The organism is Streptomyces sp. NPDC030838, from assembly GCF_055572035.1.
The window spans coordinates 91,194-115,057 of sequence record NZ_JBVIED010000001.1 but is presented as its reverse complement, the minus strand read 5'-3'; the positions used below and the strand labels follow the sequence as shown (position 1 = coordinate 115,057).

Below are 23,864 nucleotides of genomic sequence, written 5' to 3'. Positions count from 1 at the left end.
GGGAGGCGACGCGACACATGCACGACGGCGCACGGACGGTGAGAGAAGCGGCGGGGGGCCGGCGTGAGACGCCGGGGCGCGGCGAGCGGGTGGCGGACTGGGCCGACGGACGGCTCGGACTCTACGCGCTGGCCAAGGCCAACATGCGCAAGGTCTTTCCGGACCACTGGTCGTTCATGCTGGGCGAGGTCTGTCTCTACAGCTTCCTCATCCTGATCCTCACCGGTGTCTATCTGACCCTGTTCTTCGAGCCGAGCAGCGCCCACGTGGTCTACGAGGGCTCGTACACCCCGCTCAACGGCGTGGTGATGACCCGGGCGTTCGAGTCGACGCTCGAGATCAGCTTCGACGTGCGCGGAGGGCTGCTGATCCGGCAGATCCACCACTGGGCGGCGCTGGTCTTCGTCGCCGGCATGCTGCTGCACATGATGCGGGTGTTCTTCACCGGCGCCTACCGCAAACCCCGCGAGATCAACTGGCTGTTCGGCTGGACCCTGCTGTTCCTCGGCATCATCACCGGCCTGACCGGCTACTCCCTCCCCGACGACCTGCTCTCCGGCACCGGCATCCGGTTCGCGCAGGGCGCGATCCTGTCGGTGCCGGTCGTGGGGACGTATCTGTCGTTCTTCCTGTTCGGCGGGGAGTTCCCGGGCGACGACATCATCTCCCGGCTGTATCCCGTCCACATCCTGCTGCTGCCCGGAATCATGCTCGGCCTGGTCGTGGCCCATCTGATCCTGGTCTTCTACCACAAGCACACCCAGTACCCCGGCCCCGGACGCGACCAGAAGACGGTCGTCGGCATGCCGTTCCTGCCGGTCTACATGGCCAAGGCGGGCGGCTTCTTCTTCCTGGTCTTCGGCGTGCTCGCGCTCATGGGCGGGCTCGCCCAGATCAACCCCGTGTGGGCCTTCGGCCCCTACCGGCCCGACCTGGTCACCACCGGCGCCCAGCCCGACTGGTACCTGGGCTTCTCCGAAGGCCTGATCCGGGTGATGCCGGGATGGGAGATCAGCGCCTTCGGCCACACACTCGTCCTCGGCGTCTTCATCCCGTTCTCGCTCTTCCCGCTGATCCTCCTCGCCATCGGCGTCTATCCCTTCATCGAGGCGTGGATCACCGGCGACAAACGCGAGCACCACATCCTGGACCGGCCGCGCAACGCGCCCGTGCGCACAGCGCTCGGCGTCGCCTGGCTGACGCTGTACGGAGTGACGCTGATCGGCGGCGGCAACGACATCGTGGCCACCCATCTGCATCTGTCGATCAACGCCATCACCTGGTTCGTCCGCATCGCGTTCTTCGTCGCCCCCGTCCTCGCCTACATCGTCACCAAGCGGATCTGCCTGGGCCTGCAGCGCCGCGACCGCGACAAGGTGCTGCACGGCCGGGAGACCGGCACGATCAAACGTCTCCCGCACGGCGAGTACATCGAGGTCCACGAACCCCTCGCCCAGGACCAGCGGTTCACCCTCACCCAGCACGAGCAGCCGGCGCCGTACGAGATCGGGCCGCTGGAGGACACCAACGGTGTCCGCCGCCGGGTGAGCGTCTCCCAGCGGGTGCGCGCCCGGCTGGCCCGGGCGATGTTCGGGCCCGGCAGCCACATACCGAAGCCGACCCCCGAGGAGTACCGGGAGCTCACGAGCCGGGAGCACGGGCACTGAGGACCACGGCCCGGCACTCCTGCGGGCCGCCCCAGGCCGTGCGCAGCGCCCGGGCCTTGGTCAGCCACAGGGACAGGTCGTACTCCGCCGTGTAGCCGAGCGCGCCGTGCAGTTGGAGCGCCGTACGGGCGGTGGCGTACGCCGCCTCGCACGCGCTCACCTTGGCGGCGGCCACATCGGCCGGGCTCATCGTCAGCGCGGCGCCGAGGACCAGCGGCCGGGCGAACTCCAGGGCCGTCTTCGCGTCGGCCAGCCGGTGCTTGACGGCCTGGAAGGAGCCCAGCGTCACGCCGAACTGGACCCGCCGCTTCACATGGTCGACCGTCCGGTCGAGGAGGGCCAGCCCCACGCCGAGCGCCTGGGCGGCGGTGGCGAGGCGCGCCCACAGCAGCGCCTCCGCGGCGGGCGGGGCGGCGGTGAGGAGTTCGCCGCCGGGCAGCAGGGGCGTGAGGCGGCGGGCCGGGTCGAGCGAGCGGCGCACGGGGCCGTGGCCGGGGGAGAGGCGGAGGCCGTCGGGGGTGAGGGTGAGACGTATGTCCGAGGTGTTGCCGTCGAGGGCGTACGCCCCTTCCTCGGCCACGGTCGCCATGGTCTCGCCTGCCGCCAGCGCCGGCAGGAAGCGCTTGGCCAGGTGGGCGTCGGCACCGAGCAGCACGGCCGCCGCGACCGTCTCCGCCAGCGGTCCCGGCACCGCGTGCCGCCCCAGTTCCACGAAGGCGACGGCGAGTTCGACCGGGTGGTGCCCCGCCCCTCCGTACTCCTCCGGCACCGCGAGCCCGAACACCCCCGCCTGAGCGATACGGCCCCACAGCGCACGGCCGCGTGCGGGCTCGCCCCGGCTCCACTCCCGGACGGCTGACGGCGTGTCGGCGGCGGTCAGCAGCCCGTCCAGCGAGGCGGCGAAGTCCCGTTGCCCGGCGTCCAGCAGGAAACGCATCAGCGGCGCCCCTTCGGCAGGCCGAGCAGGCGCTCGGCGACGAGGTCGCGCTGGATCTCGTTGGCGCCCGCGTAGATCGGACCGGCCAGCGCGAAGACATACGGCTCCGCCCACTCCGTGTCCGCGCGTTCGCCCCGGGCGCCGAGCAGGTCGAGGGCGGTCTCGTGCAGCGCGATGTCGTACTCGGACCAGAAGACCTTGTTCATGCTGGACTCCGCGCCCAGTGACTCCCCGTCGAGCAGGCGGGACGCGGCGGCGTAGCCGGACAGCTGGTACGCGCGGGCGCCGATCAGCGCGTCGGCGACCCGCGCGGCGAACGCCTCGGGCGCGCCCTCGGCCCGCCAGGCGGCCAGCAGCCGGTCGGCGGCGGCGAGGAAGCGGCCGGGGGAGCGCAGGGTCAGCCCGCGTTCGTCGGCGGCCGTGGACATCGCGATGCGCCAGCCCTGGCCGGGCTCGCCGACGACGTCCTCGTCCGGGACGAAGACGTCGTCCAGGAACACCTCGGCGAAGGCCGGTTTGCCGTCCAGCCGGCCGATGGGGCGGACCGTGACGCCCGGGGCGCGCAGGTCGAACATCACGTACGTCAGCCCGTCGTGCGGTCTCGGGGCGTCCGGGTCGCTGCGGAACAGGCCGAACGCGCGGTCGGCGAAGGCCGCCCGGGACGACCAGGTCTTCTGGCCGCGCAGCAGCCAGCCGCCGGCGGTGCGCACGGCCCGGGACCGCAGGGAGGCCAGATCGGACCCCGCCTCCGGCTCCGACCAGGCCTGCGCCCAGATCACCTCGCCGGTGGCCATGGGCGGCAGGACGCGGGCCCGCTGTTCCCGCGTGCCGTGGGCGAAGAGGGTGGGCGCGAGCAGGCCGATACCGTTCTGGGAGACCCGGCCGGGGGCGCCCGCCGCGTAGTACTCCTCCTCGAAGAGCAGCCACGTCACGAGGTCGGCGTCCCGACCGCCGTACTCCCTCGGCCAGTTGACGACCGACCAGCCGTCCGCGGCCAGCTCGGCCTCCCACGCGCGGTGCGCCGCGAAGCCCTCCTCGGTCTCCAGGGAGGGCAGCGGCTCGCGCGGCACATGGGCGCGCAGCCACTCCCGCGCCTCGGCGCGGAAGGCGTCATCGGCGGCGGAGAACGCCAGATCCACGGGACACGCTCCTTCCCTAACAAGTGTTTGGTAGGTTAGCGTGCCCCTATGACAGACGTCGAGAGTCCGGCGTACATGCCCGGCCACGGGCTGCTGCGCGGGCGCACCGCCGTCATCACGGCGGCGGCCGGCGCGGGGATCGGCGGGGCCACCGCGCGCCGCTTCCTGGAGGAGGGCGCGCACGTGCTGATCAGCGACGCGCACCCCGGGCGGCTCAAGGAGCACGAGGCCGAGCTGGGCCGGGAGTTCCCGGGCGCGGTGGCGGCCGTCCCCTGCGACGTCACCGACGAGACCCAGGTGCGGGCGCTGTTCGAGGCGGCCGTCCGGGAGCACGGGCGGCTGGACATCGTGGTCAACAACGCGGGACTGGGCGGCACGGCGGCCCTCGCCGACATGACCGACGAGCAGTGGTCCCGCGTTCTGGACGTGACGCTGAACGGGACGTTCCGGTGCACGCGGGCGGCCCTGCGGCTCTTCCGCGACTCCGGGGGTGGCGGGGTGATCGTCAACAACGCCTCCGTCGTCGGCTGGCGGGCCCAGGCCGGGCAGGCGCACTACGCCGCCGCGAAGGCGGGCGTCATGGCGCTGACCCGGTGCGCGGCGGTGGAGGCGGCGGAGTTCGGCGTGCGGGTCAACGCCGTCGCGCCGAGCCTGGCCATGCACCCGCACCTGGCGAAGGTGACGACACCCGAACTGCTCGCGGAGCTGACCGCGCGGGAGGCCTACGGGCGGTACGCCGAGCCGTGGGAGGTGGCCAACGTGATCGTCTTCCTGGCGTCGGGCTACTCGTCGTACATGACCGGGGAGGTCGTCTCCGTCAGCAACAGGCACCCCTAGGACCACAATGGACCCGTGTCGACCAAGAAGAAGCCCCAGGTGACCGCCGCCGCGCCCGCCCGCCGCCGCGAACTCCTCGACATCGCCGCCGAGGTCTTCGCCGAACAGGGCTACAACGCCACCACCGTCCGCAAGATCGCGGATCACGCGGGGATGCTCGCGGGCAGTCTCTACTACCACTTCGACTCCAAGGAGTCGATGCTGGAGGAGATCCTGCGGACCTTCCTCGACGAGCTGTGGAGCGGCTACGACGCCGTCCTGGAGGCCGGACGGGGCCCGCGCGAGACGCTGGAGGCGCTGGTCACCGAGTCGTTCCGGGAGATCGACCGGCACCGCGCCGCCGTCGCGATCTACCAGAAGGAGAGCAGACAGCTGGTGGCGCAGGAACGGTTCGCGTTCCTCGCCGAGTCCCAGCGCCGATTCGAGCAGGCGTGGCTGGCCACGCTGGAACGCGGAGTCGCCGCCCGGGTGTTCCGGGCCGACCTCGACGTCCGGCTCACCTACCGGTTCGTCCGGGACACGGTGTGGGTCGCCGCGTCCTGGTACCGGCCGGGCGGACAGCACAGCCCGGAGGAGATCGCCCGGCAGTACCTGTCGATGGTGCTGGACGGGATCGCCGTACGCACATAACTCATCGGGGAGTCGCCATGGCCGAGGCCTACATCGTCGAAGCGGTCCGTACGCCCGTCGGGCGGCGCGGAGGAGGGCTGAGCGGGGTGCACCCGGCCGACCTCGGCGCGCACGTCCTCAAGGAGCTGATCGCCCGCGCGGGCGTCGACCCGGCCGCCGTCGAGGACGTCGTCCTGGGCTGCCTCGACACGGTCGGGCCGCAGGCCGGGGACATCGCGCGGACCTGCTGGCTGGCGGCCGGGCTGCCGGAGGAGGTGCCCGGGGTGACCGTGGACCGGCAGTGCGGCTCCTCGCAGCAGGCGGTGCACTTCGCGGCGCAGGCGGTGCTCTCCGGCACCCAGGACCTGGTGGTCGCGGGCGGGGTGCAGAACATGTCCCAGATCCCGATCGCCTACGCCACCCGGCAGGCGGCGCAGCCCCTGGGCTTCACCGGGGGGCCGTTCGCGGGCAGCGCGGGCTGGCGGGCGCGGTACGGGGACCGGCCCGTGAACCAGTTCGCCGGCGCCGAGATGATCGCCGCCCAGTGGGGGATCGGCCGGCGGGCCCAGGAGGAGTTCGCGCTGCGGTCGCACCGGCGGGCGCTGCGCGCGATCGACGAGGGCCGCTTCGACCGCGAACTGGTGCCCTACGGCGACGTCACCGCCGACGAGGGACCCCGGCGGGACACCTCCCTGGAGAAGATGGCCGCGCTGAAGCCGGTCCTCGACGGCGGCACGATCACGGCCGCCTGCTCCTCGCAGGTCTCCGACGGCGCGGCGGCCCTGCTGCTCGCCTCCGAGCGGGCCGTCCACGACCACGGGCTGACGCCACGCGCGCGCGTGCACCACCTCTCGGTGCGCGGCGAGGACCCCATCCGCATGCTGACCGCTCCCATACCGGCCACCGCGCACGCCCTGAAGAAGACCGGCCTCACGATGGACGACATCGACCTCGTCGAGATCAACGAGGCCTTCGCGCCGGTCGTCCTCGCCTGGCTGGAGGAGACCGGCGCGGACCCGGACAGGGTGAACGTCAACGGCGGCGCCATCGCCCTCGGCCACCCGCTCGGCGCGACCGGCGCCAAGCTGATGACGACCCTGCTGCACGAACTGGAGCGCATCGGCGGCCGGTTCGGCCTCCAGACCATGTGCGAGGGCGGCGGACAGGCGAACGTGACGATCATCGAGCGGCTGTGAGCCGGTCCAGCACCTCGCCGGCCTCCCGCATGATCCGCTCCACCAGCTCCGCACAGGACGGCAGGTCGTCGATCACCCCGGCGACCTGCCCGGACGCCATCACCCCCAGGTCCGTGCGCCCGTCCACCATGGCCGCCTTCAGCAGCATCGGCGTGTTCGCGGCGAGCACGACCTGGCTCCAGGTCAGGTCCCTGCCATGGCGCAGAGCCCGGCCGTCCCGGACGAGGCGGCGCCAGCTCGTGCCGGAGAGCTTGCGGAAGGCCGCCGCGCTGCGGAGGGCCCGGGCGAAGGCCCCCGTACGGCCGGACCGCGCCAACGCGTCCACGAGATCCGTACGCAGCATGCGGTGCGGCAGCCCGTCGACGGCCCGGGTCACGGTCACGTCCCGCACGGTCGCCGCCAGATAGCGCGCCTTGACCGCGTCCGGCACCGTCGAGTCCGAGGTGAGCAGGAAGCGGGTGCCCATGGCGACGCCCGCCGCCCCGTACGCCAGCGCCGCGACCAGGCCCCGCCCGTCGAAGAAGCCGCCCGCCGCGACGACCGGGACGTCCACGGCGTCCACCACCTGCGGCAGCAGCACCGTCGTCGCCACCTCGCCGGTGTGCCCGCCGCCCTCGCCGCCCTGCACGATCACCGCGTCCGCGCCCCACGCCGCGACCTTCTCGGCATGCCGGCGGGCCCCGACGGAGGGGATCACGACGACGCCGGACTCCTTCAGCTCGGCGATCAGCTCGCGCGACGGGGCGAGCGCGAAGGAGGCGACCCGGACGCCCTCGTCGATCAGGATCCGGACCCGGTCCGCCGCGTCGTGCGCGTCGGCGCGCAGATTGACCCCGAAGGGCGCGTCCGTACGGCTCCGCACCTCCCGTATCGCCTCGCGCAGCCGGTCGGCGGACATCGTCGCGGAGGCCAGGATCCCGAGCGCGCCCGCGTTCGCCGTCGCCGAGACCAGGCGCGGGCCCGCCACCCAGCCCATGCCGGTCTGGACGATCGGATGCCGGACACCGGTCAGGCGGGTGAGGGCCGTCTCCATCAGTCCCCGACCTCCTGTGCGCGGGTGTTTCCCGGATCGATCACCTCGCGGATCAGGCGCAGTTCCTCGGCGGTCGGCTCGCGGGTGTACGGCACCTCGTCCGGGACGTGCAGTGCGAACCCCGTCGCCTCCGTGACCTGCCCGACGGTCACCCCGGGATGGAGGGAGGCCAGCCGCATCGCGTGGTCCGGCGTGGCGAAGTCGAAGACACCCAGGTCGGAGACGACCCGCGCGAGGTGGTGATGGCGGGCCCCGGCCGCGCGGTCGTAGCCCACTCCGCACACCATGTCGACCTGCTCGACGAACACCCGCCGGGAGTGCCTGGGGATCCAGTAACTGGTCGGATGGTTCAGGGTGTTGACGGGTGCGCCGCGCACGCCCAGCAGCTGCCGCCTCGGGCGCTCCCAGTCGCCGATGCACGAGATGTTCTGGTTGCCGTACCGGTCGATCTGGCTCGCGCCCATCATCACGTGCCGCCGCCCGCCGGTGACCAGGTCGAGGTGCGCGCGGTACGGCAGCCAGCCCTCGACGCCGCCGTCCGGGCCGACGAGCATCGCTTCGCCGTCGGTGAGCAGCAGGTCGGGTGAGAAGGTGTGCCGGGCGAGGCGGGCAGCGAGGGACGGGATCAGGCCCATGGGGCTCGCCAGGATCTCTCCGGCGCCGCGCCAGGCCTCGGCGCAGGCGATGACGCAGTACTCGCTCCGCGTCGCCGTCATGTCGTCCTCCCGTCGAGCCCATCGAGGTATCGCTCGGCGAACCGCGGCCAGGGTGTGGTCGCGTACTCCCGCTGGGCGGCCTCGTCCCGGCCGTAGTCCGGCGCGCAGGACGTGAAGTGCGCGCCCTTCGGGGCCTCGATCACGCCGGTGACCGTGTGCCGCCTGAGCAGGAGCGACTGGGGTGGCGCCGCCTTCGTCAGCTCGGCCGTGTCCACGATCCGTTCGCAGGAGACGTAGGCGGTGTCCGCCGCCTCGCAGAACAGGTCGTCGAAGTACGGGTCGGGGCCCAGACACTGGCCGTTGCCCCGCCGGTCGGCGCGGTTGACGTGCACCAGGGCGGCGTCCAGGCGCAGGGCGGGCACGGCGACGAACGTCTCCCCGTCGTCGTACGGCGACGTCACCGTGCGCAGGCCGGGGTTGACCCGCATCACGTCCGAGCCGAGCCCCGCGCGGACCGGCAGGAACGGCATCCGGTGCGCGGCGGCCCGCAGCCCCCACAGGAACATCGCCTCGTCGATCTCCGTCAGCTCGAACGCGCCCTGTTCGCGCGCCGCGCGGTAGTGCGGTTCGAGCGGGATCGAATCGAGGGTGACGAAGGGGGTGACGAGCCTGCGGATCCGGCCGGCCGCCGCGAGCATGCCGACGTCCGGGCCGCCGCACGAGACCACCGTGAGATCGGTGATCCCGGACCGGAGCAGTGCTCTCACCAGGGCCATCGGCTTGCGGCGCGATCCCCAGCCGCCGATGCCGACGGTCATGCCGCTCGTCAGCCGGGAGACGGCCTCCTCGGCGGTCATGGTCTTGTCGCTCACGTGGCTCCCCCCTGTCCCCGCGTCCCGAAGGTGTCGCGGACCCGGTCGGCCACCCCGCTCAGCGCCGCCTCGAAGGTGAAGCCCTGCTCGAAGCGGTACCCGCGGCGTACGTCCACCGGGTCGATGCCGTTGATCGCGGCCTTGGCGAGACGGATCAGCCGGCCGTCCTTCGCCGCGATCTCCCGGGCCAGCTCCAGGGCCGCCGCGCGCAGTTCCCCGCGCGGTACCACCCGCCACACCGACCCGTGCGCGTGCAGCTCGGCCGCGCTCACCGTGCGCGAGGTGTAGTACAGGGCGCGCATCAGATGCCCGGGGACAAGCCGGGCCAGATGGGTCGCGGCACCCAGGGCGCCCCGGTCCAGCTCCGGCAGGCCGAAGACGGCGTCGTCGCTCGCCACGATCGCGTCCGCGTTCCCGACCAGCCCGATGCCGCCGCCCAGACAGAAGCCCTGCACGGCGGCCACCACGGGCACCTCGCAGTCGTACACCGCCGCGAAGGCCTCCGCGCAGCCGGAGTTGGCCTCCAGCAGGGCGGGGTGTCCGCCCGCCTGGATCTCCTTGATGTCCACGCCCGCGTTGAAGCCCCGCCCCTCGGCGGCCAGCACCACGCAGCGGACCGCCCGGTCCCGGCCGGCCGCGCGCACGGCGTCGGCCAGCTCGCGCCAGCCGTGCGCGGGCAGCGCGTTGACCGGCGGAACGTTCACCGTGACGACGGAAATCCCCTTTTCGGGGGACGAGGTGGAGACAGTCATGGCGGCATCCGCTACCTTTCCACCAAACGTTTGTTAGGTGCGCTTGTCCCTGAAGGGTAGCGGCGGATGGAGCTGAACGGGAAGGTCGCGGTCGTCACCGGCGGCACCCGGGGCGTCGGCGCGGGGATCGCGCGGGCGTTCGCGGCGGCCGGTGCGGAGGTCGTGGTCTGCGCGCGCCGGCCGCCCGAAGTGCCCCTCGACGGCTGCCGTTTCGTGCCGGTGGACCTGCGCGACCCGCCCGCCGTCCGGGACTTCTTCGCCGCGCTGCCCCGGCTCGACGTCCTCGTCAACAACGCGGGCGGCGCGCCCCACCGGCTGCTGGCCGACGCCGACGCCGAGCGGCACGCGCGCGTGGTCGAGCTGAACCTGATCACCCCGCTCACCGCCTCGCTCGCCGCGTACGGGCTGCTGCGGCGGGCCCGGGGGTCCGTGGTGATGATCGGCAGCGTCAGCGGCGGGCGGCCGTCGCCGGGGACGGCGGCCTACGGGGCGGCCAAGGCCGGGCTGGAGAGCCTCGCGCGGTCCATGGCGGTGGAATGGGCCCCGGAAGTCCGCGTCAACACGCTCGTCGTCGGCATGGTCCGCACCGAGCTGTCGCACCTCCACTACGGCGACGCGGAGGGCCTCGCCGCCGTCGCCCGCACCGTGCCGCTCGGGCGGCTCGCCGAACCCGCCGACGTCGGCGCCGCGGCCGTGTTCCTCGCCTCCGACGCCGCCGCGTACATCAGCGGGGCGAGCCTGGCGGTGCACGGGGGCGGCGAGCGGCCCGCCTTCCTGGACGCCGCGACAGCGCACACGGAGGCTCGAGGAGGGCTGAGATGAGCGGGATCTGTGCCGGACGGGTCGTCGTCGTCACTGGAGCCGGACGCGGGCTCGGCCGGGCCCACGCCCTCGCCTTCGCGGCGGAGGGCGCGCGGCTCGTCGTCAACGACCTCGGGGTCGGGCTCGACGGGGCGCCGGACCCGGACAGCCCCGCCGCGCGGATCGCCGAGGAGATCCGCGCGGCGGGCGGCGAGGCGGTCGCGCACGCCGGGGACATCGCCACCACCGAAGGCGCCGCCTCACTGATCCGGACGGCCGTGGAGACGTACGGCGGGCTGGACACCCTGGTGAACAACGCAGGGTTCCTGCGCGACCGGATGCTGGTCAACCTCGACGAGGACGACTGGGACGCGGTCGTACGCGTCCACCTCAAGGGGCACTTCCTGCCGTTGAAGCACGCCGCCGCGCACTGGCGGACCGAGGCCAAGGCGGGGCGCGGGCCGGTCGCGCGGATCGTCAACACCAGCAGCGGGGCGGGCCTGCTGGGCTCGGTCGGGCAGGGCAACTACAGCGCCGCCAAGGCCGGGATCATCGGGCTCACCCTGGTCGCCGCCGCCGAACTGGGCCGGTACGGCGTCCAGGTCAACGCCATCGCGCCCGCCGCCCGCACCCGCATGACCGAGCGCGCGTTCGCCGCGACCATGGCCGCCCCCGCCGCCGGGTTCGACGCCATGGCCCCGGAGAACGTCTCCCCCCTCGTCGTCTGGCTCGGCTCGGCGGCCAGCGCCGGTGTCACCGGGCGGGTCTTCGAGGCGGAGGGCGGCCGGATCACCGTCATGGAGGGCTGGCGGCCCGGCCCCACCGCGGACAAGGGCGCGCGGTGGGACCCCGGGGAGGCGGGGGAGGCGGTGCGTGAGCTGCTGGGGCGGGCGGAGACGCCGGGGGCGGTGTACGGGGCGTAGGGCCCCGAGGTCACGCCGAGCGGGATGGCCTTACGCCGAGCGCGCCAACTCCTCCGCGCGGACCCCCGACTCGTACGGCAGCCCCCGCGCGTACCGCTCCAGCTCGTCCAGCGCCGCGTGGGTCATGCGGTACAGCTCGTTGCCGAGCGAGCCCGCGATGTGCGGGGTGAGCAGGACGTTCGGGAGGTCGTACAGGGGGGAGTCGGGCGGCAGCACCTCCGGGTCGGTCACGTCGAGGACCGCGTTCAGCCGACCGGAGACCAGTTCCTCGGTCAGCGCGGTGGTGTCCACCAGGGATCCTCGGGCCGTGTTGATCAGCGTGGCGCCGTCGGCGAGAAGGGCCAGCCGGGCGCGGTCGAACAGGTGCCTGGTCTCCGGGAGTTGGGGCGCGTGGATCGAGACGATGTCGCTGGAGAGCGCGAGCGTGTCCAGCGACACCGACCGCGCCCCCAGCCGCGCCGCCTCCTCGGCGTCCACATAGGGGTCGTACAGCAGAACCCGCAGATCGTACGGGCGCAGCAGCTCCAGCACCCGGCGGCCGATGCGGGACGCGCCGACGACGCCCACCGTGCGCCGGTAGTTGCCGCCCGCGCCGATCACCTCGATCGGGCTCACCCAGGACCGCCGCTCCCGGTACACCCGCGCCGCGTGCAGCACCCGCTTGCCGGAGAAGAGGATCGCGGCGACGGTGTACTCGGCCACCGGCACCGCGTTCGCGTCGGCGGCCGAGGCGACCGTGAGGCCGCGCTTCCAGCAGGCGTCGGTGATGTGGTGCTTGACCGAGCCCGCCGCGTGCACCACCGTGCGCAGCCGCGGCATCCGGTCGAGCGCCTCCGCGGTGAGCGGCGGGCAGCCCCAGCCGGTGAACAGCGCCTCCGCCTCGGCGAGCGCACCGGCCGCGGCCGGGTCGGCGAAGTCCCGTACGACCAGGGCGGGATCGGTGTCGGCGACCCGGGTCAGCCGGTCCAGGGCCGCCGCGTCGAACAGCGCCTCCCGGACGGGGACGTCCATCGCGAGGACGGTGCGCGGACGGCGGGGGGAAGGAGGAGTCACTTGACGGCTCCCGCGGTCAGGCCGGAGCGCCAGTGGCGCTGCAGCGACAGGAAGGCGACGGCGAGCGGAACGACGGACAGCAGCGAGCCCGTGATCACCAGGGCGTACAGCTGCGGTTCCTGCGGCAGCACGGCGTTCCAGCCGTACAGGCCGAGGCCCACCGGGTACAGGGACGCGTCGTTGAGCATCACCAGCGGCAGGAAGAAGTTGTTCCAGCCGGCGGTGAAGGTGAACAGGAAGATGGTCACGAAGGCGGGGGAGAGCATCGGCAGCGCCACCGAGCGGAACGTGCGCAGCTCGCCCGCCCCGTCCATCCGGGCCGCCTCCAGGGTCTCCGGCGGCACGTACGCCTCCGAGAACACCCGGGCCAGGTAGACGCCGAACGGATTGACCAGGCCCGGGATCAGCACCGCCCAGTAGGTGTTGACCAGGCCGGCCTCCGAGGCGAGCAGATACATCGGCAGCGAGATCACGGTGTGCGGCACCAGGATGCCCAGCAGCACCAGGCCGTACAGCTTCTCCTTGCCGCGGAAGGCGTACGTGGCGAAGGCGTACCCGGCGAGCAGCGAGATCAGCGTCGAGGCGAGGGCGCCGACGCCGGAGTACAGCAGGCTGTTGGCGAGCCAGCGGCCGAAGATGCCGTCCTGGTGGGTGAACAGGTCCGCGATGTTCGTGAACAGGTTGAAGTCACCGAGGCGGAAGCCGGGGCGGCCGAACAGATCGCCGTTGTCCTTCGTCGCGTTGAGCAGCAGCCAGCTCAGTGGCATCAGCGTGTACAGGGCGACGATCGCGAGCAGGGTGTTGACGGCGGCCCGGGAGGACCAGGAGGGGCCGGTGCCGCGCGGGCGTACGGCCGGAGCGGGGGCGGTGGGCGCCTCGCGGTGCGGGGCTGCGGTGTCGACGGCCATGCTCAGGCCTCCTTCCAGCGGTTGCCGAGCCGCGTGATGACGAACGACAGGGCGGCGCCCAGCACCGCGAGCAGCAGGGAGGCCGCGGCGGCCAGGCCGTAGTCGTGCTCGGTGAAGGCGGCCTGGTAGATGAACATCACCGGGCTCCACTCCGGGGAGATCGCGGATGATCGAGCGCGCAGCACCTCGGGTTCGTTGAACAGCTGGATCGAACCGACCGCGGTGAAGAGACACGTGAGCACGATCGACGAACGGATCATCGGCACCTTCACCGACCAGGCGGTGCGCAACTGGCCGGCGCCGTCCATCACGGCCGCCTCCAGCGTCTCGCGCGGCACGGCCTGGAGAGCGGCGTAGAAGATCACCATGTTGTAGCCGATCCACTGCCAGGTCGCCGCGTTGGCCATGGAGAACAGCACCGCGTCGGGGCCCAGCAGGTCCCAGTCCGCGCCGAACACGGACAGGAAGTCGATCACCGGACTGAGGCCGGGCGTGTAGAGAAACCCCCAGATGATCGCCGCGATCAGACCGGGCACCGCGTGCGGCAGGAAGTACGCCAGCTGGAAGAACCGCTTCGCGCGGGCCAGCGCCGAGTCCAGCAGCAGCGCGAGCGCCAGGGCGCCGCCGACCATCACCGGGATGTAGACCGCGCAGTACAGCGCGATGTGCGCGAAACCGCGGCGGAAGCCCGGGTCGGTCAGCGCGCGCAGATAGTTGTCGACGCCGACGAACAGCGTCTCCGTCCCGCCGAACCCCAGCCCGGACGCCGCCTGATCCCGGAACAGGCTCATCCAGACCGCGTAGCCGATCGGGGCGAGCAGGGTGAGGAGGAAGAGGAGGAGGAAGGGGGCGAGGAAGAGGGCGGGGGCGAACGCGGCGGCAGGCCGCTTGCGGGGCCCGGGGGCGGGCCGGGTGGATGCCATGGGAACTCCTGGGGCCAAGGCCGGCGACTGCTGGGGAGGGGAGCAGGGGCCGGGGGCTGCCTCAGCCCCTGCTCCCACGCGGTCACTCCGCGAGCTTCAGCCCGCGATCCTTGATCGCCTTCTCCGCCGCGACCTGCCCCGCCTGGAACGCCTCCCAGAACTCCCCGCTCTTCTGCGCCTTCCCGAACTCCGTCTGCAGCGTCAACGTCGTGGAGTTGTGCACCGGGCTCCACACCCAGCCCTCGGCGATCGTCGACACCTGCGCGCCCGCGACCTCGTAAATGTCCTGCCCGCCGAAGTACTCCGCGTCGAACGACTCCTTCGCGGTGGCGCGCAGCTCCTCGCTCGCGGGCAGCGCGCTGGACGTGCCCGCGGCCAGGCGGGACTTGACCGCGGCCGGGTCGGTGGTGGCCCAGACGGCGAACTCGGCGGCCGCCGCGGCCTTGTCGGTGTCCTTGGTCAGCGCGAACGAGGAGCCGCCGACCGCGCCGGTCGCGGGCGTGCCCCAGTGCGGCAGCGGCGCCTCGGCCCACTTGCCGGACTGCTTCGGGTACGTCGTCTTGATGCCGCCCGCGCTCCAGGAGGCGCCGATCAGCGCGATCGCCCGGGAGTCGGTGACCGCCTTGGTCGCCTCGGGGCTCCACGCCTTGTGGTTGAGCACCAGGTCGTCCTTGACCAGGTCCTTCCAGTAGTCGGCGACCTTCTTGGTGGCCGGGTCGGTGATGTTCACCGTCCAGGCGTCGCCGGACGAGCCGTACCAGCGGGCACCGGCCTGCTGGGCGAGCCCGGCCCAGGTGGCGGTGTCGTCGCCCCAGAAATCCAGGATGCGGGCCTCGCCGTCGGAGGCGGTCTTCACCTTCTCGGCGGCGGTGCGGAACTCGTCCCAGGTCCGGGGCACTTCGACGCCGTACTTCTCGAACAGGTCCTTGCGGTAGTACAGCGTCTGCGGGGCCACGTCGTAGGGGGCCGCCCAGGTCTTCCCGCCGAGGGTGACGAGGCCGCGCACGGACTCGGGGGCGTACGACGCGACCGGCTTCGCCAGTTCGGCGGAGGAGTCCCGCAGCAGTCCCTGGGTGACCAGGTCGGGCAGCGCCTGGTACTCGACGTTGACGACGTCCGGGGCGTTGCCCGCCTTCACCGCCTTGGCGAGCTTGTCGTAGCCGCCGTTGAGACCGGCCGGTATCTCGGAGAACGTGACCTTGATGTTCTTGTGGGTCCGGTTGAACGCCTCGGCCATCTCCTTGGTGCCGGGCATCCAGGACCAGTAGGTGATCTCGACGGGCTGTTCGGCGGTGCCGGTGCCCGCCTGGTCGGCGTCGGAGCCGCCGCACGCGGTGGCGAGAAGGGCGAGAGACGCCACCGCGGCGGCGAGGGCGGGCGAGGACGGCTTCATGGCACTGACTCCTACGGATGGGCGAGGCGAATGACGCACATCATTCGTGCAGGACCGATCAGAGTCAATAGAAACGAACAATCAATCAGAGAAAGCGACAGATTCGATCTCAACTTTGTTCGTTCGAGCTTGCTGTTCAGCCCAGCTCGGGCGCGTCCCGCGTCTCCACGGCCGCCGGAACCGTCCCCGCGTCCGCGTCCAGCTCCAGCACCACGACCTCGTTCCGCCCCGCCCGCAGCAGCGGCCACGGCAGGTAGAGCGTCCGCTGCGGCCCGCGGGCCGGCCAGTAACGGCCCAGGCAGAAGCCGTTCACCCAGACATAGCCCTTGCCGGCGCCGGGCAGCGCCAGATACGCGTCACCGGGCGCCGCCACGTCGAGGAACCCGCGCAGGAACACGGGACCGGTATCGGTGCCGGGGCCCTCGGCGGCGTCCCACGGCAGCCGCTCCGGCGTCCCATGCCCCAGCTCCACGCCCCGCGCCGCCCAGCCGTGCAGCAGCTGCTGGGTGTGCAGCACCCGCCGTACGCCCTTGCGGTCGCCCAGCCCGGCGCCGTAGTTGACCCGCCCCATGGACTCGACGAGCAGCTCCACCCGGGCTCCCGCCTCCGGCACCGCCACGTCCGGCACCGCCTCGGTCCCGTCCCGCTCCAGCACCCCGGCGTACACCCCGTCCAGGTAGACATGGGCGCGGTCGCCGAGCCCCTGCGCGGACAGCGGATACGGCCCGCGCGGTCCGGGCACCCGCGAGCGGTACCGCACCAGCCCGTGCCCGATGCCCAGTTCCTCGAAGGACGGCGGCAGCGGGGCCGTCGTCTCCGGTCCGGCCAGCGCGTCGAAGACGTCGGACAGCCGCAGCGCCTCGGTGAGTTCGACCCGCGCGGACGGCAGCAGCGGCGCGGGCGGCTCCGGCTCCGGCAGCGGGCCGTCGGCGTACGGCCGCAGCACCTCGCGGAAGGCCCGGAACTTCTCGGTGACACCGCCGCGTTCGTCGATCGGGGCGTCGTAGTCGTACGACGTCACCGTCGGCTGGTAGCGCGCCCCGGTGGCCGGGTCCGCGGTGTTGGCGCCCGCCCAGGTGGAGAAGTTGGTGCCGCCGTGCGCCATGTAGATGTTGACCGAGGCGCCCGCCCGCAGGATCTCGGCGAGCGTGCCGGCCGCGTCCGCCGGCTCCCGTACGACGTGCTCCTCGCCCCAGTGGTCGAACCAGCCGCACCAGAACTCCATGCACATCGGCGGGTCCTTCGGCCGCAGCCGCGCCAGCGAGGCGAACGCCTCCCCGGCCCGGCTGCCGAAGTTCACCGTCGCCAGGGTGCCCGGCAGGGTGCCGCCGGTCAGGAAGAAGTCGTCCGGCCCGTCCGAGGTGAACAGCGGCACGTCGATGCCGCGCGAGCGCAGCCCCGCGGCCAGGCGCTCCAGATGCCCCGTGTCGGTGCCGTACGAGCCGTACTCGTTCTCCACCTGCACCATCAGCACGGTGCCGCCCCGGGTGACCTGGTGCGCGGCGATCACCGGCACCAGCCGGTCGTACCAGCGGTCCACATGGGCCTGGTACGCCGCGTCCCGGCAGCGCAGCGCCCGTACCTCGGGGTCCGCGAGCAGCCACCAGGGCAGTCCGCCGTTCTCCCACTCGGCGCAGATGTACGGCGAGGGCCGCACGATCGCGTACAGACCCTCCGCGCGCGCGGTGCGCAGAAAGCGGTCCAGGTCCGCGAGGCCGGTGAAGTCGTACACGCCGGGGCGCGGCTCGTGGAGGTTCCACGGGACGTACGTCTCCACCGTGTTCAGGCCCATCGCGCGCAGCATCCGCAGCCGGTGCGGCCACTGCTCGGGCAGGACGCGGAAGTAGTGCAGGGCGCCGGACAGGACGCGCAGCGGACGGCCGCCGAGGGAGAAACCCTCGGGTGATATGTCGAACATGAGGGTTCTCCGGTTCGTACGTGAACGGGGAAAACGGGATACGCCCGGCGGAGCTAGGAGCTGGACTCCCGTACGTGCAGCTCCGGCAGGATCGCCAGCCGGTGACGGGGGCGGCCCGGGTCGGCCAGCCGCTGCGCCAGCAGGTCCACCGCGGCGGCGCCCACCGCGTGCTTCGGCGGGGCGACCGCGGTCAGCGCGATGTCGGCGAGGGCGGCCACCTCGTCGTCGTAGGCGACGAGCGCCATGTCCCCCGGCACCTCGACGCCCCGCGCGCGCAGCCGCTGGAGGACGACGATGGCGTCGTGGTCGTTGTGGACGATCGCCGCGTCGAGCCGGCCGCCGGCGACCGCGTCGGTGAACTCGGCGAGCACCCGCTCGCGTTCGGCGGAGTCACCGCCCGGCGGCGGCAGCCGGAACAGCAGGGAGTCGTCCACCGGCAGCCCGACCGCCGTCAGACCGGCCCGGTAGCCCTCCAGGACCAGCGCGCCGTGCGGGCTGTCCTCCCGCAGCAGCAGCCCGATCCGCTCGCGGTCGCCGTCGGCCAGATGGCGAACGGCGATCCGGGCGCCGTGGGCGTGGTCCGTGACCACCCGCTCGGCGCCCCACGCGTCATCGGCGGGCCGCCGCTCCACCAGGACGTACGGCACGGTCAGCCCGGCGAGCCAGGAGCGTGCCGAGGCCGGGCCGCACGGGGTGATGAGCAGGCCGTCGATGCCGTCGGCGAGCATCCGCTGGGCCTGGGCCCGCTCCTCCTCGGGGTCGTACTGGGAGATGCCGAGGACGAGGCGGACGCCGCGCGCGGCGGCGGCCTCCCGGGCGCCCTTGATCACCTCGGGGTAGTAGTAGTCCGCCGCCGGGACGATCAGGCCGAAGACCGCCTCCCGGCCGCCGCGGCCCGGAGCGGTGGCGCCCGCAGGCGCCTGTTCGTCCGGGCCCTCCGGCAGCACCGCTCCGCCGTGCACCCGGGTGACCAGGCCGCGTTCGGCCAGCGCCTCGACGTCCCGGCGGACGGTGATGGGCGAGACGTTCAGCTCCGCGGCGACGTCGCTGACCCGGATCGACCCCCGCTCGCGCAGCCTGTGGAGAATCTCCTGGTGCCTCTCTTCGGCGTGCACGTGACCGGGCTCCCCTCGTGATTGTCGACCGGGCCGACCTCGAGTCTAGCGTCCGCCTGATCGATTGTGAACGTTTCTGCTCGAACAATCAATGAACATCAATTGAGCGATGCAATGCGCATTTCATTGCCGCTCTCTGTGCGGTTGTGTTAGAAACCGCTCACCCTAGCGCGGAACCGGGCCCGACGACGCACCCTCCTTCCCTCTCCGGAGGTACTTCCGCATGCCCTCCCCTCTCTCCCGCCGCACCGTGCTGCGCGCGGCCCTCGTGGCCGTCGCCGGCGCACCCCTCCCGCTCACGGCGACCGGCACCGCCCACGCCGCCGACGCCTACGACACCCTCCGCCTGAAGTGGCGCGACCTCCTCCTGGGCACCGGCTACGACCCCACCGCCGAGCCCTACGCCGGCCGGCTCGCCGCCCTCGGGGACACCGCCGCCGCACTGCGCGCCACCATGAACCCCACCGCGGGCTCCCTGTGGCCCGGCCTCGGCTACGCCGACCCCGAGCCGGACACCGACAGCGAGTCCTACACCTACTCCGGCCACCTCCAGACCAGCTACCAGCGGCTGCGCACCCTCACCGAGGCCTATGTCCAGCCCGGCACCGGCCTGACCGGCGACGCCGGCCTCCTCGCCGACATCCTCACCGGCCTCGACCACCTGCACGACGAGGCCTACAACGCGAGCCAGGCCCGCTACGGCAACTGGTACAACTGGCAGATCGGCATCCCACAGGCCCTGCTCGACATCTGCGCCCATCTGTACGACCACCTCGGCGCGACGCGCATCGCGAACCACACCGCCGCCGTCGACCACTTCGTCCCCGACAGCGCCGTCGCCGCCTACACCGGCACCTCCACCGGCGCCAACCGCGTCGACCTGTGCCGGGTCCTCGCCCTGCGCGGCGTGATCGGCAAGAACGCCGCGAAGATCACCCTGGCGAGGGACGCACTCAGCCCCGTCTTCCCGTACGTCACCTCCGGCGACGGCCTGTACGCCGACGGCAGCTTCATCCAGCACACCTATGTGCCCTACGCCGGTTCGTACGGCGCGGTGATGCTCGGCGGACTGTCCCTGCTGTTCGCTCTGCTCAAGGGATCGGCCTGGGAGGTCACCGACCCCAACCGGCAGATCGTCTTCGACTCGGTCGAGAAGGCGTACGCGCCGTTCCTGTTCAACGGCCTCGCCATGGACGGCGTCGCGGGCCGCGCGATCAGCCGGGGCGTGCAGAAGACCGACACGCGCGGGATCCTCCAGGACGATCATCTGCGCGGTCATTCGATCATCGCGTGCATCGCGCTGCTCGCCCAGAGCGCGTCGAGCACCGAACGCACCCGCTGGGACGGCATGGTCAAGGGCTGGATCGCCCGCGACTACTACCGTCCGATCCTCACCAGCGACGCCCTCGGCGTCGCCCAGCTCGCCCGCCTCAAGGCGATCGCCGACGGCACGACCGCCGCCACTCCCGAACCCACCGGACACCGTCTCTTCCCCGGCATGGACCGGGCCGTGCACCGCAGACCCACCTGGGCCGCCGGCGTCTCCATGGCCTCGAACCGCATCACCTACTACGAGAACGGCAACGGCGAGAACCTGCGCGCCTGGCACAGCGGTTCCGGAATGCTCTACTGGTGGGGCGGCACGTACGGCAACGGCCAGTACAGCGACGCCTTCTGGCCCACCGTCGACCCCACCCGCCTGCCCGGCACCACCGCCTCCCGCAAGGCGCTGGCCGACGGCGAGGGCGGCATCTGGGGCGCGGCCCGGCCCGACGTGCGCTGGGTGGGCGGCGCCACCGACGGCACGTACGCCGCCGTCGGCCAGTACCTCAAGGGCCTGTCCTCCACCCTGCTCGCCAAGAAGTCCTGGTTCTTCCTCGACGACGCGATCGTCTGCCTCGGCGCCGGCATCCACGGCCGCGACGGCACCGGCGTCGAGACGATCGTCGACAACCGCAACCTCGGCGCGAACGGCACCCACGTCCTCACGACCGACGGCACCGCCCAGCCCACCACCCTCGGCTGGACCGCCACCCTCACCGGCTCCACGTGGGCGCACCTCGCGGGCTTCGGCGGCTACGTCTTCCCCGGCGGCGCCACCGTCAAGGCGCTGCGCGAGGCCCGTACCGGCGCCTGGTCGGACATCAACACCGGCGGCACGACCGATCCGGTCACCCGCCGCTATCTGACCCTGTGGTTCGACCACGGCACCGACCCGACCTGGGCCACCTACGCCTACGTCCTGATGCCCGGCGCGTCCGCCGCGCAGACGGCCGCCCGCGCGGCCGACTCCGGCTGGCTGTCCGTGCTCGCCAACACCAACGACCAGCAGGGCGTCCGCGTCGGCTCCCTCGGCTTCACCGGCGTCAACTTCTGGCTCGCCGGCACGGTCGGCGCCGTCACGGCGAGCGCCCCGGCGAGCGTGATGATCCGCGAGACCGGGGGCACCGCCACCGTCTGCGTCTCCGGACCGCTGCGCGACGGCGCCACGATCGACCTGACGTGGAACCGCGCGGTGTCGGCGGTGACGTCGAAGGACTCCTCGGTCCAGGTGCTGTCGACGGGCGCGTCCCTGTCGCTGCGGATCACCCCGGGGACCTTGGGCGCGGTGCACAAGGCGGTGGTCACCCTCGGCTGAACCGGTGCCGCCACGGGGCGCACTCCGGCGCCGCTACGTGTCGCACTCCAGCACCGTCCGGCACAGCGCGCACCGCGCCCGCATCCGCCCCCGCACCGGCACCCTGATCCGCTGGTGGCAGGTCGGGCAGGGGAACGACACCCGCAGCGGCCCCTGGGCGTCGGGCGAGAACGTGTAGGGCACGCCCGGGTCGGTGACGGCGGTGTGCCGGTCCTGGGCGTGCCGCCGGTCGCGGGCATAGCGGCGGCGGCCCGCCCAGCCGGCCGCCGTCAGCGGCGGCTGCTGCCCGTCCCGGCGGGCCAGGGTCATGCCCTTCGTGTACGCCGTGTACGCCTGCGGGCTGGTGAACCAGACCGACGGGTCCTCGCCGAAGACCAGGGAGCGCTTGGCGAGGACGTAGCCGAACTCCTCGGGGGTGAGATAGCCGAGCTTCTGGCTGGACGCCCCGTCCTCCCGGTAGGCGTCCAGCAGCAGCCAGCCGGCGCCGAGGTAGGTCGAGGTCGTGTCCGTGAGGATCTCGTTGTCGCGGGTGCCGGGGAAGGCCAGGCCCAGGCGGTGCAGATAGACGTGCGCCACCTCGTGCGCCAGGGCCGCGCCGATGTCGCGGCGGTGCGTGCGGAAGCGGTCGTTCAGCTCCACGAAGTACTCCGGGCCCGCGGCGAGTTCGACGTTCGCCGCCTGGGTCATCTCGCGGAAGCTGACGATCAGCCGGGCATCCGGCAGCCGGTAGTGCCGCACCAGTTCGCGGGCCACCCGCTGGGCGCCGAGATGGAGGTCGTCGGTGTCGCAGAAGGCCACGTCGGCCGGGGGCACGCTGGTCGCGAAGGTCTGGACGGTGTCGTACGACAGCCGCTTGTACAACGCGGTGATCGCGGCCCGCACCGTCTCCAGGTGTGGGTAGCCGTGCTGAACCGGTCCGCCGTTCGCCACGCCGACCCCCAGGACGCCTTGAACCCGCTTTCCACTCTACGAGCAGGGGAGCGGATTTTCGCCCGAGGGGTTCCCTCCGGGAGGCGTGAGATCCGTCCTTGTCATGCACGCCGTCTGATCACATACTGCGAGCCGCCCAACCCCCCACGAAAGGACGTACGTTGACCCATACCTCGACCACCGCCGCGAAGAGAGGCGGCCTGGCGCTGGCGAAGAAGGCCGCCGCGGCCGGAGCCGTCGCCCTCGCGGTCGCCAGCCTCCAGCCGGTCAGCACCGCGACCGCCGCCGACGCGCGCGTCATCGGCGGAAAGCCCGCCGCGCAGAACGAGTTCCCCTTCATGGTCCATCTCTCGATGGGCTGCGGCGGGGCGCTCTACAAGAAGGACATCGTCCTGACCGCCGCCCACTGCATGGACGGCTCCGGCAACAACACCCGTATCACCGTCACCGCGGGTGTCGCCGATCTGAACTCCTCCGCCGCGATCAAGGTCAAGTCGACCAAGGTCAAGGTGGCGCCCGGCTACGACGGCACGGGCAAGGACTGGGCGCTGATCAAGCTCGCCAAGCCGATCGACAAGCCCACGCTGAAGATCGCCACCACCACGCGGTACAACCGCGGCACCTTCACGATCGCGGGCTGGGGGGACACCAAGGAGGGCGCCGGCACGGGCACGACCAAGCTCCAGAAGGCGACCGTCCCCTTCATCAGCGACCGCGCGTGCAAGTGGCACTACGGCAACCGGCTGGTGCCGAAGGAGGAACTGTGCGCCGGATACACCTCCGGCGGCATCGACACCTGCCAGGGCGACTCGGGCGGCCCCATGTTCCGCAAGGACGACGCGGGCAAGTGGATCCAGGTCGGCATCGTCAGCTGGGGTGACGGCTGCGCCCGCACCGGTGTGCCCGGTGTCTACACCGAGGTCAGCACCTTCGCCGACGATATAGCCAAGGCCGCCTCCGCGCTGTAGCCGCGGACGGCGAGAGGTGTACGGCGGAGCCGCCCGCTCGGGGCGCGGCTCCGCCGTATGCGTTCCAGCCGCCTCCGGGCCTGTGGAAAACCGTTCGATCGCCGTTCCGCCCCCTGGGAGAATCCCGGCCGTGACCGCCGAACAGCAGCACCCCGACGCCGCCCAGCCGTCCCTGCGGACCGGCGGGCCGGACGACGCTCTCGAAAAGCTTCTCGACGACGAACTCACCGCCTTCAACGGCGAGGCCTGCGGGGCCGGAACGCCGGAGGAGTTCAGTGTGCGGATCGACGACGCCGCCGGGGAGCCGGCCGGCGGGCTCACCGGGTCGATCTGGGGCGGGCTGTGCGCCGTCGACCTGCTGTGGGTGCGCGAAGATCTGCGGGGCGCCGGGTGGGGCAGCCGGCTGATGCGGGCCGCCGAGGAGGAGGGCGTCCGGCGCGGCTGCACGGACATGGTCGTCTCGACGTACACCTTCCAGGCCCCGGAGTTCTACCGGAAGCTGGGCTTCCGTGAGACGGGGCGTACCCCGGGCGTCCCCGGAGGCCACGCGGACGTCTCGTTCCACAAGGTGATCGGCGGCTGATCGGCCGGGCCCC

The 23,864-nt window shown here is 72.5% G+C and carries 22 protein-coding genes; 9 read left to right on the top strand and 13 right to left on the bottom strand.

The window, feature by feature from the left end; translation table 11 throughout:
• The first annotated feature begins 17 nt into the window (after positions 1-17).
• A complete protein-coding gene (gene qcrB / locus ACZ42A_RS00525) occupies positions 18-1,667 on the top strand; it encodes a cytochrome bc1 complex cytochrome b subunit (protein ID WP_468524910.1) in 1,650 nt (549 codons plus the stop codon).
• Here qcrB and ACZ42A_RS00520 read toward each other — a convergent pair.
• A complete protein-coding gene (locus tag ACZ42A_RS00520) occupies positions 1,642-2,604 on the bottom strand; it encodes an acyl-CoA dehydrogenase family protein (RefSeq protein ID WP_468524909.1) in 963 nt (320 codons plus the stop codon). The genes qcrB and ACZ42A_RS00520 overlap by 26 nt on opposite strands.
• Positions 2,604-3,743, bottom strand: coding sequence for an acyl-CoA dehydrogenase family protein (locus tag ACZ42A_RS00515; protein WP_468524908.1), 1,140 nt, complete (start codon positions 3,741-3,743; stop codon positions 2,604-2,606). Before ACZ42A_RS00515 ends, ACZ42A_RS00520 begins: the two co-directional genes overlap by 1 nt.
• A 48-nt stretch (positions 3,744-3,791) precedes the next feature.
• On the opposite strand from ACZ42A_RS00515, the gene ACZ42A_RS00510 reads away from it, so the two are divergent.
• From ACZ42A_RS00510 to ACZ42A_RS00500, 3 genes are read left to right on the top strand one after another with little or no spacing between them, the layout of a single operon-like run.
• Positions 3,792-4,580 carry an SDR family oxidoreductase gene (locus ACZ42A_RS00510; protein WP_468524907.1) on the top strand — a complete coding sequence of 263 codons (789 nt, stop codon included), beginning with the start codon at positions 3,792-3,794 and terminating at the stop codon, positions 4,578-4,580.
• A gap of 15 nt (positions 4,581-4,595) precedes the next feature.
• Complete coding sequence (locus ACZ42A_RS00505) at positions 4,596-5,210, top strand: TetR/AcrR family transcriptional regulator (protein WP_468524906.1); 615 nt, start codon at positions 4,596-4,598, stop codon at positions 5,208-5,210.
• Between the two features lie 17 nt (positions 5,211-5,227).
• Positions 5,228-6,385, top strand: coding sequence for an acetyl-CoA C-acetyltransferase (locus tag ACZ42A_RS00500; RefSeq protein WP_468524905.1), 1,158 nt, complete (start codon positions 5,228-5,230; stop codon positions 6,383-6,385).
• On the opposite strand, the gene ACZ42A_RS00495 is transcribed toward ACZ42A_RS00500, so the two are convergent.
• The 4 genes from ACZ42A_RS00495 to ACZ42A_RS00480 are packed head-to-tail and all read right to left on the bottom strand — an operon-like array spanning position 6,369 to position 9,698.
• Positions 6,369-7,418: an NAD(P)H-dependent flavin oxidoreductase gene (locus ACZ42A_RS00495; protein ID WP_468524904.1), complete on the bottom strand. Its 1,050-nt coding sequence runs from the start codon at positions 7,416-7,418 to the stop codon at positions 6,369-6,371. The genes ACZ42A_RS00500 and ACZ42A_RS00495 overlap by 17 nt on opposite strands.
• On the bottom strand, positions 7,418-8,134 hold the full coding sequence (locus tag ACZ42A_RS00490) for a CoA-transferase subunit beta (protein WP_468524903.1): 717 nt from the start codon (positions 8,132-8,134) through the stop codon (positions 7,418-7,420). The genes ACZ42A_RS00495 and ACZ42A_RS00490 overlap by 1 nt, the downstream gene beginning before the upstream one ends.
• On the bottom strand, positions 8,131-8,946 hold the full coding sequence (locus tag ACZ42A_RS00485; protein ID WP_468524902.1) for a CoA transferase subunit A: 816 nt from the start codon (positions 8,944-8,946) through the stop codon (positions 8,131-8,133). Before ACZ42A_RS00485 ends, ACZ42A_RS00490 begins: the two co-directional genes overlap by 4 nt.
• Entirely contained in the window at positions 8,943-9,698 is a 756-nt protein-coding gene (locus tag ACZ42A_RS00480; protein WP_468524901.1) for an enoyl-CoA hydratase family protein, read from the bottom strand. Before ACZ42A_RS00480 ends, ACZ42A_RS00485 begins: the two co-directional genes overlap by 4 nt.
• 66 nt (positions 9,699-9,764) lie before the next feature.
• On the opposite strand from ACZ42A_RS00480, the gene ACZ42A_RS00475 reads away from it, so the two are divergent.
• Together ACZ42A_RS00475 and ACZ42A_RS00470 are read left to right on the top strand one after the other, a co-directional pair.
• On the top strand, positions 9,765-10,520 hold the full coding sequence (locus tag ACZ42A_RS00475) for an SDR family oxidoreductase (RefSeq protein WP_468524900.1): 756 nt from the start codon (positions 9,765-9,767) through the stop codon (positions 10,518-10,520).
• Positions 10,517-11,422: an SDR family oxidoreductase gene (locus ACZ42A_RS00470; protein ID WP_468524899.1), complete on the top strand. Its 906-nt coding sequence runs from the start codon at positions 10,517-10,519 to the stop codon at positions 11,420-11,422. Before ACZ42A_RS00475 ends, ACZ42A_RS00470 begins: the two co-directional genes overlap by 4 nt.
• Before the next feature lie 30 nt (positions 11,423-11,452).
• Here ACZ42A_RS00470 and ACZ42A_RS00465 read toward each other — a convergent pair whose 3' ends face one another.
• The 6 genes from ACZ42A_RS00465 to ACZ42A_RS00440 all read right to left on the bottom strand — a co-directional run bounded on the left by ACZ42A_RS00465 (position 11,453) and on the right by ACZ42A_RS00440 (position 18,732).
• Entirely contained in the window at positions 11,453-12,433 is a 981-nt protein-coding gene (locus tag ACZ42A_RS00465) for a hydroxyacid dehydrogenase (protein WP_468524898.1), read from the bottom strand.
• A 38-nt stretch (positions 12,434-12,471) separates the two neighbouring features.
• Positions 12,472-13,383 (bottom strand): carbohydrate ABC transporter permease, encoded by a 912-nt coding sequence (locus ACZ42A_RS00460; RefSeq protein ID WP_468524897.1) that lies wholly within the window; start codon positions 13,381-13,383, stop codon positions 12,472-12,474.
• Between the two features lie 2 nt (positions 13,384-13,385).
• Positions 13,386-14,306 (bottom strand): carbohydrate ABC transporter permease, encoded by a 921-nt coding sequence (locus ACZ42A_RS00455; RefSeq protein WP_468524896.1) that lies wholly within the window; start codon positions 14,304-14,306, stop codon positions 13,386-13,388.
• 82 nt (positions 14,307-14,388) lie between these two features.
• A complete protein-coding gene (locus ACZ42A_RS00450) occupies positions 14,389-15,699 on the bottom strand; it encodes an ABC transporter substrate-binding protein (RefSeq protein ID WP_468524895.1) in 1,311 nt (436 codons plus the stop codon).
• Between the two features lie 136 nt (positions 15,700-15,835).
• On the bottom strand, positions 15,836-17,617 hold the full coding sequence (locus tag ACZ42A_RS00445; protein WP_468524894.1) for a glycoside hydrolase family 35 protein: 1,782 nt from the start codon (positions 17,615-17,617) through the stop codon (positions 15,836-15,838).
• Positions 17,618-17,670: 53 nt separating this feature from the next.
• On the bottom strand, positions 17,671-18,732 hold the full coding sequence (locus tag ACZ42A_RS00440) for a LacI family DNA-binding transcriptional regulator (RefSeq protein ID WP_468524893.1): 1,062 nt from the start codon (positions 18,730-18,732) through the stop codon (positions 17,671-17,673).
• 223 nt (positions 18,733-18,955) lie between these two features.
• Between ACZ42A_RS00440 and ACZ42A_RS00435 the strand changes: the two genes are divergently transcribed.
• The gene (locus tag ACZ42A_RS00435) at positions 18,956-21,370 is read left to right on the top strand and encodes a polysaccharide lyase 8 family protein (protein WP_468524892.1); all 2,415 of its coding nucleotides are present in this window, start codon (positions 18,956-18,958) and stop codon (positions 21,368-21,370) included.
• A gap of 33 nt (positions 21,371-21,403) precedes the next feature.
• Here the strand turns inward: ACZ42A_RS00435 and ACZ42A_RS00430 are convergent, their stop codons facing one another.
• The gene (locus tag ACZ42A_RS00430; protein WP_468524891.1) at positions 21,404-22,300 is read right to left on the bottom strand and encodes a hypothetical protein; all 897 of its coding nucleotides are present in this window, start codon (positions 22,298-22,300) and stop codon (positions 21,404-21,406) included.
• A 200-nt stretch (positions 22,301-22,500) separates the two neighbouring features.
• Between ACZ42A_RS00430 and ACZ42A_RS00425 the strand changes: the two genes are divergently transcribed.
• Together ACZ42A_RS00425 and ACZ42A_RS00420 are read left to right on the top strand one after the other, a co-directional pair.
• Positions 22,501-23,268: a S1 family peptidase gene (locus ACZ42A_RS00425; RefSeq protein WP_468526098.1), complete on the top strand. Its 768-nt coding sequence runs from the start codon at positions 22,501-22,503 to the stop codon at positions 23,266-23,268.
• A 130-nt stretch (positions 23,269-23,398) separates the two neighbouring features.
• Positions 23,399-23,851, top strand: a complete 453-nt coding sequence (locus tag ACZ42A_RS00420) for a GNAT family N-acetyltransferase (protein WP_468524890.1) — start codon at positions 23,399-23,401, stop codon at positions 23,849-23,851.
• The last annotated feature ends 13 nt before the right edge of the window (positions 23,852-23,864 follow it).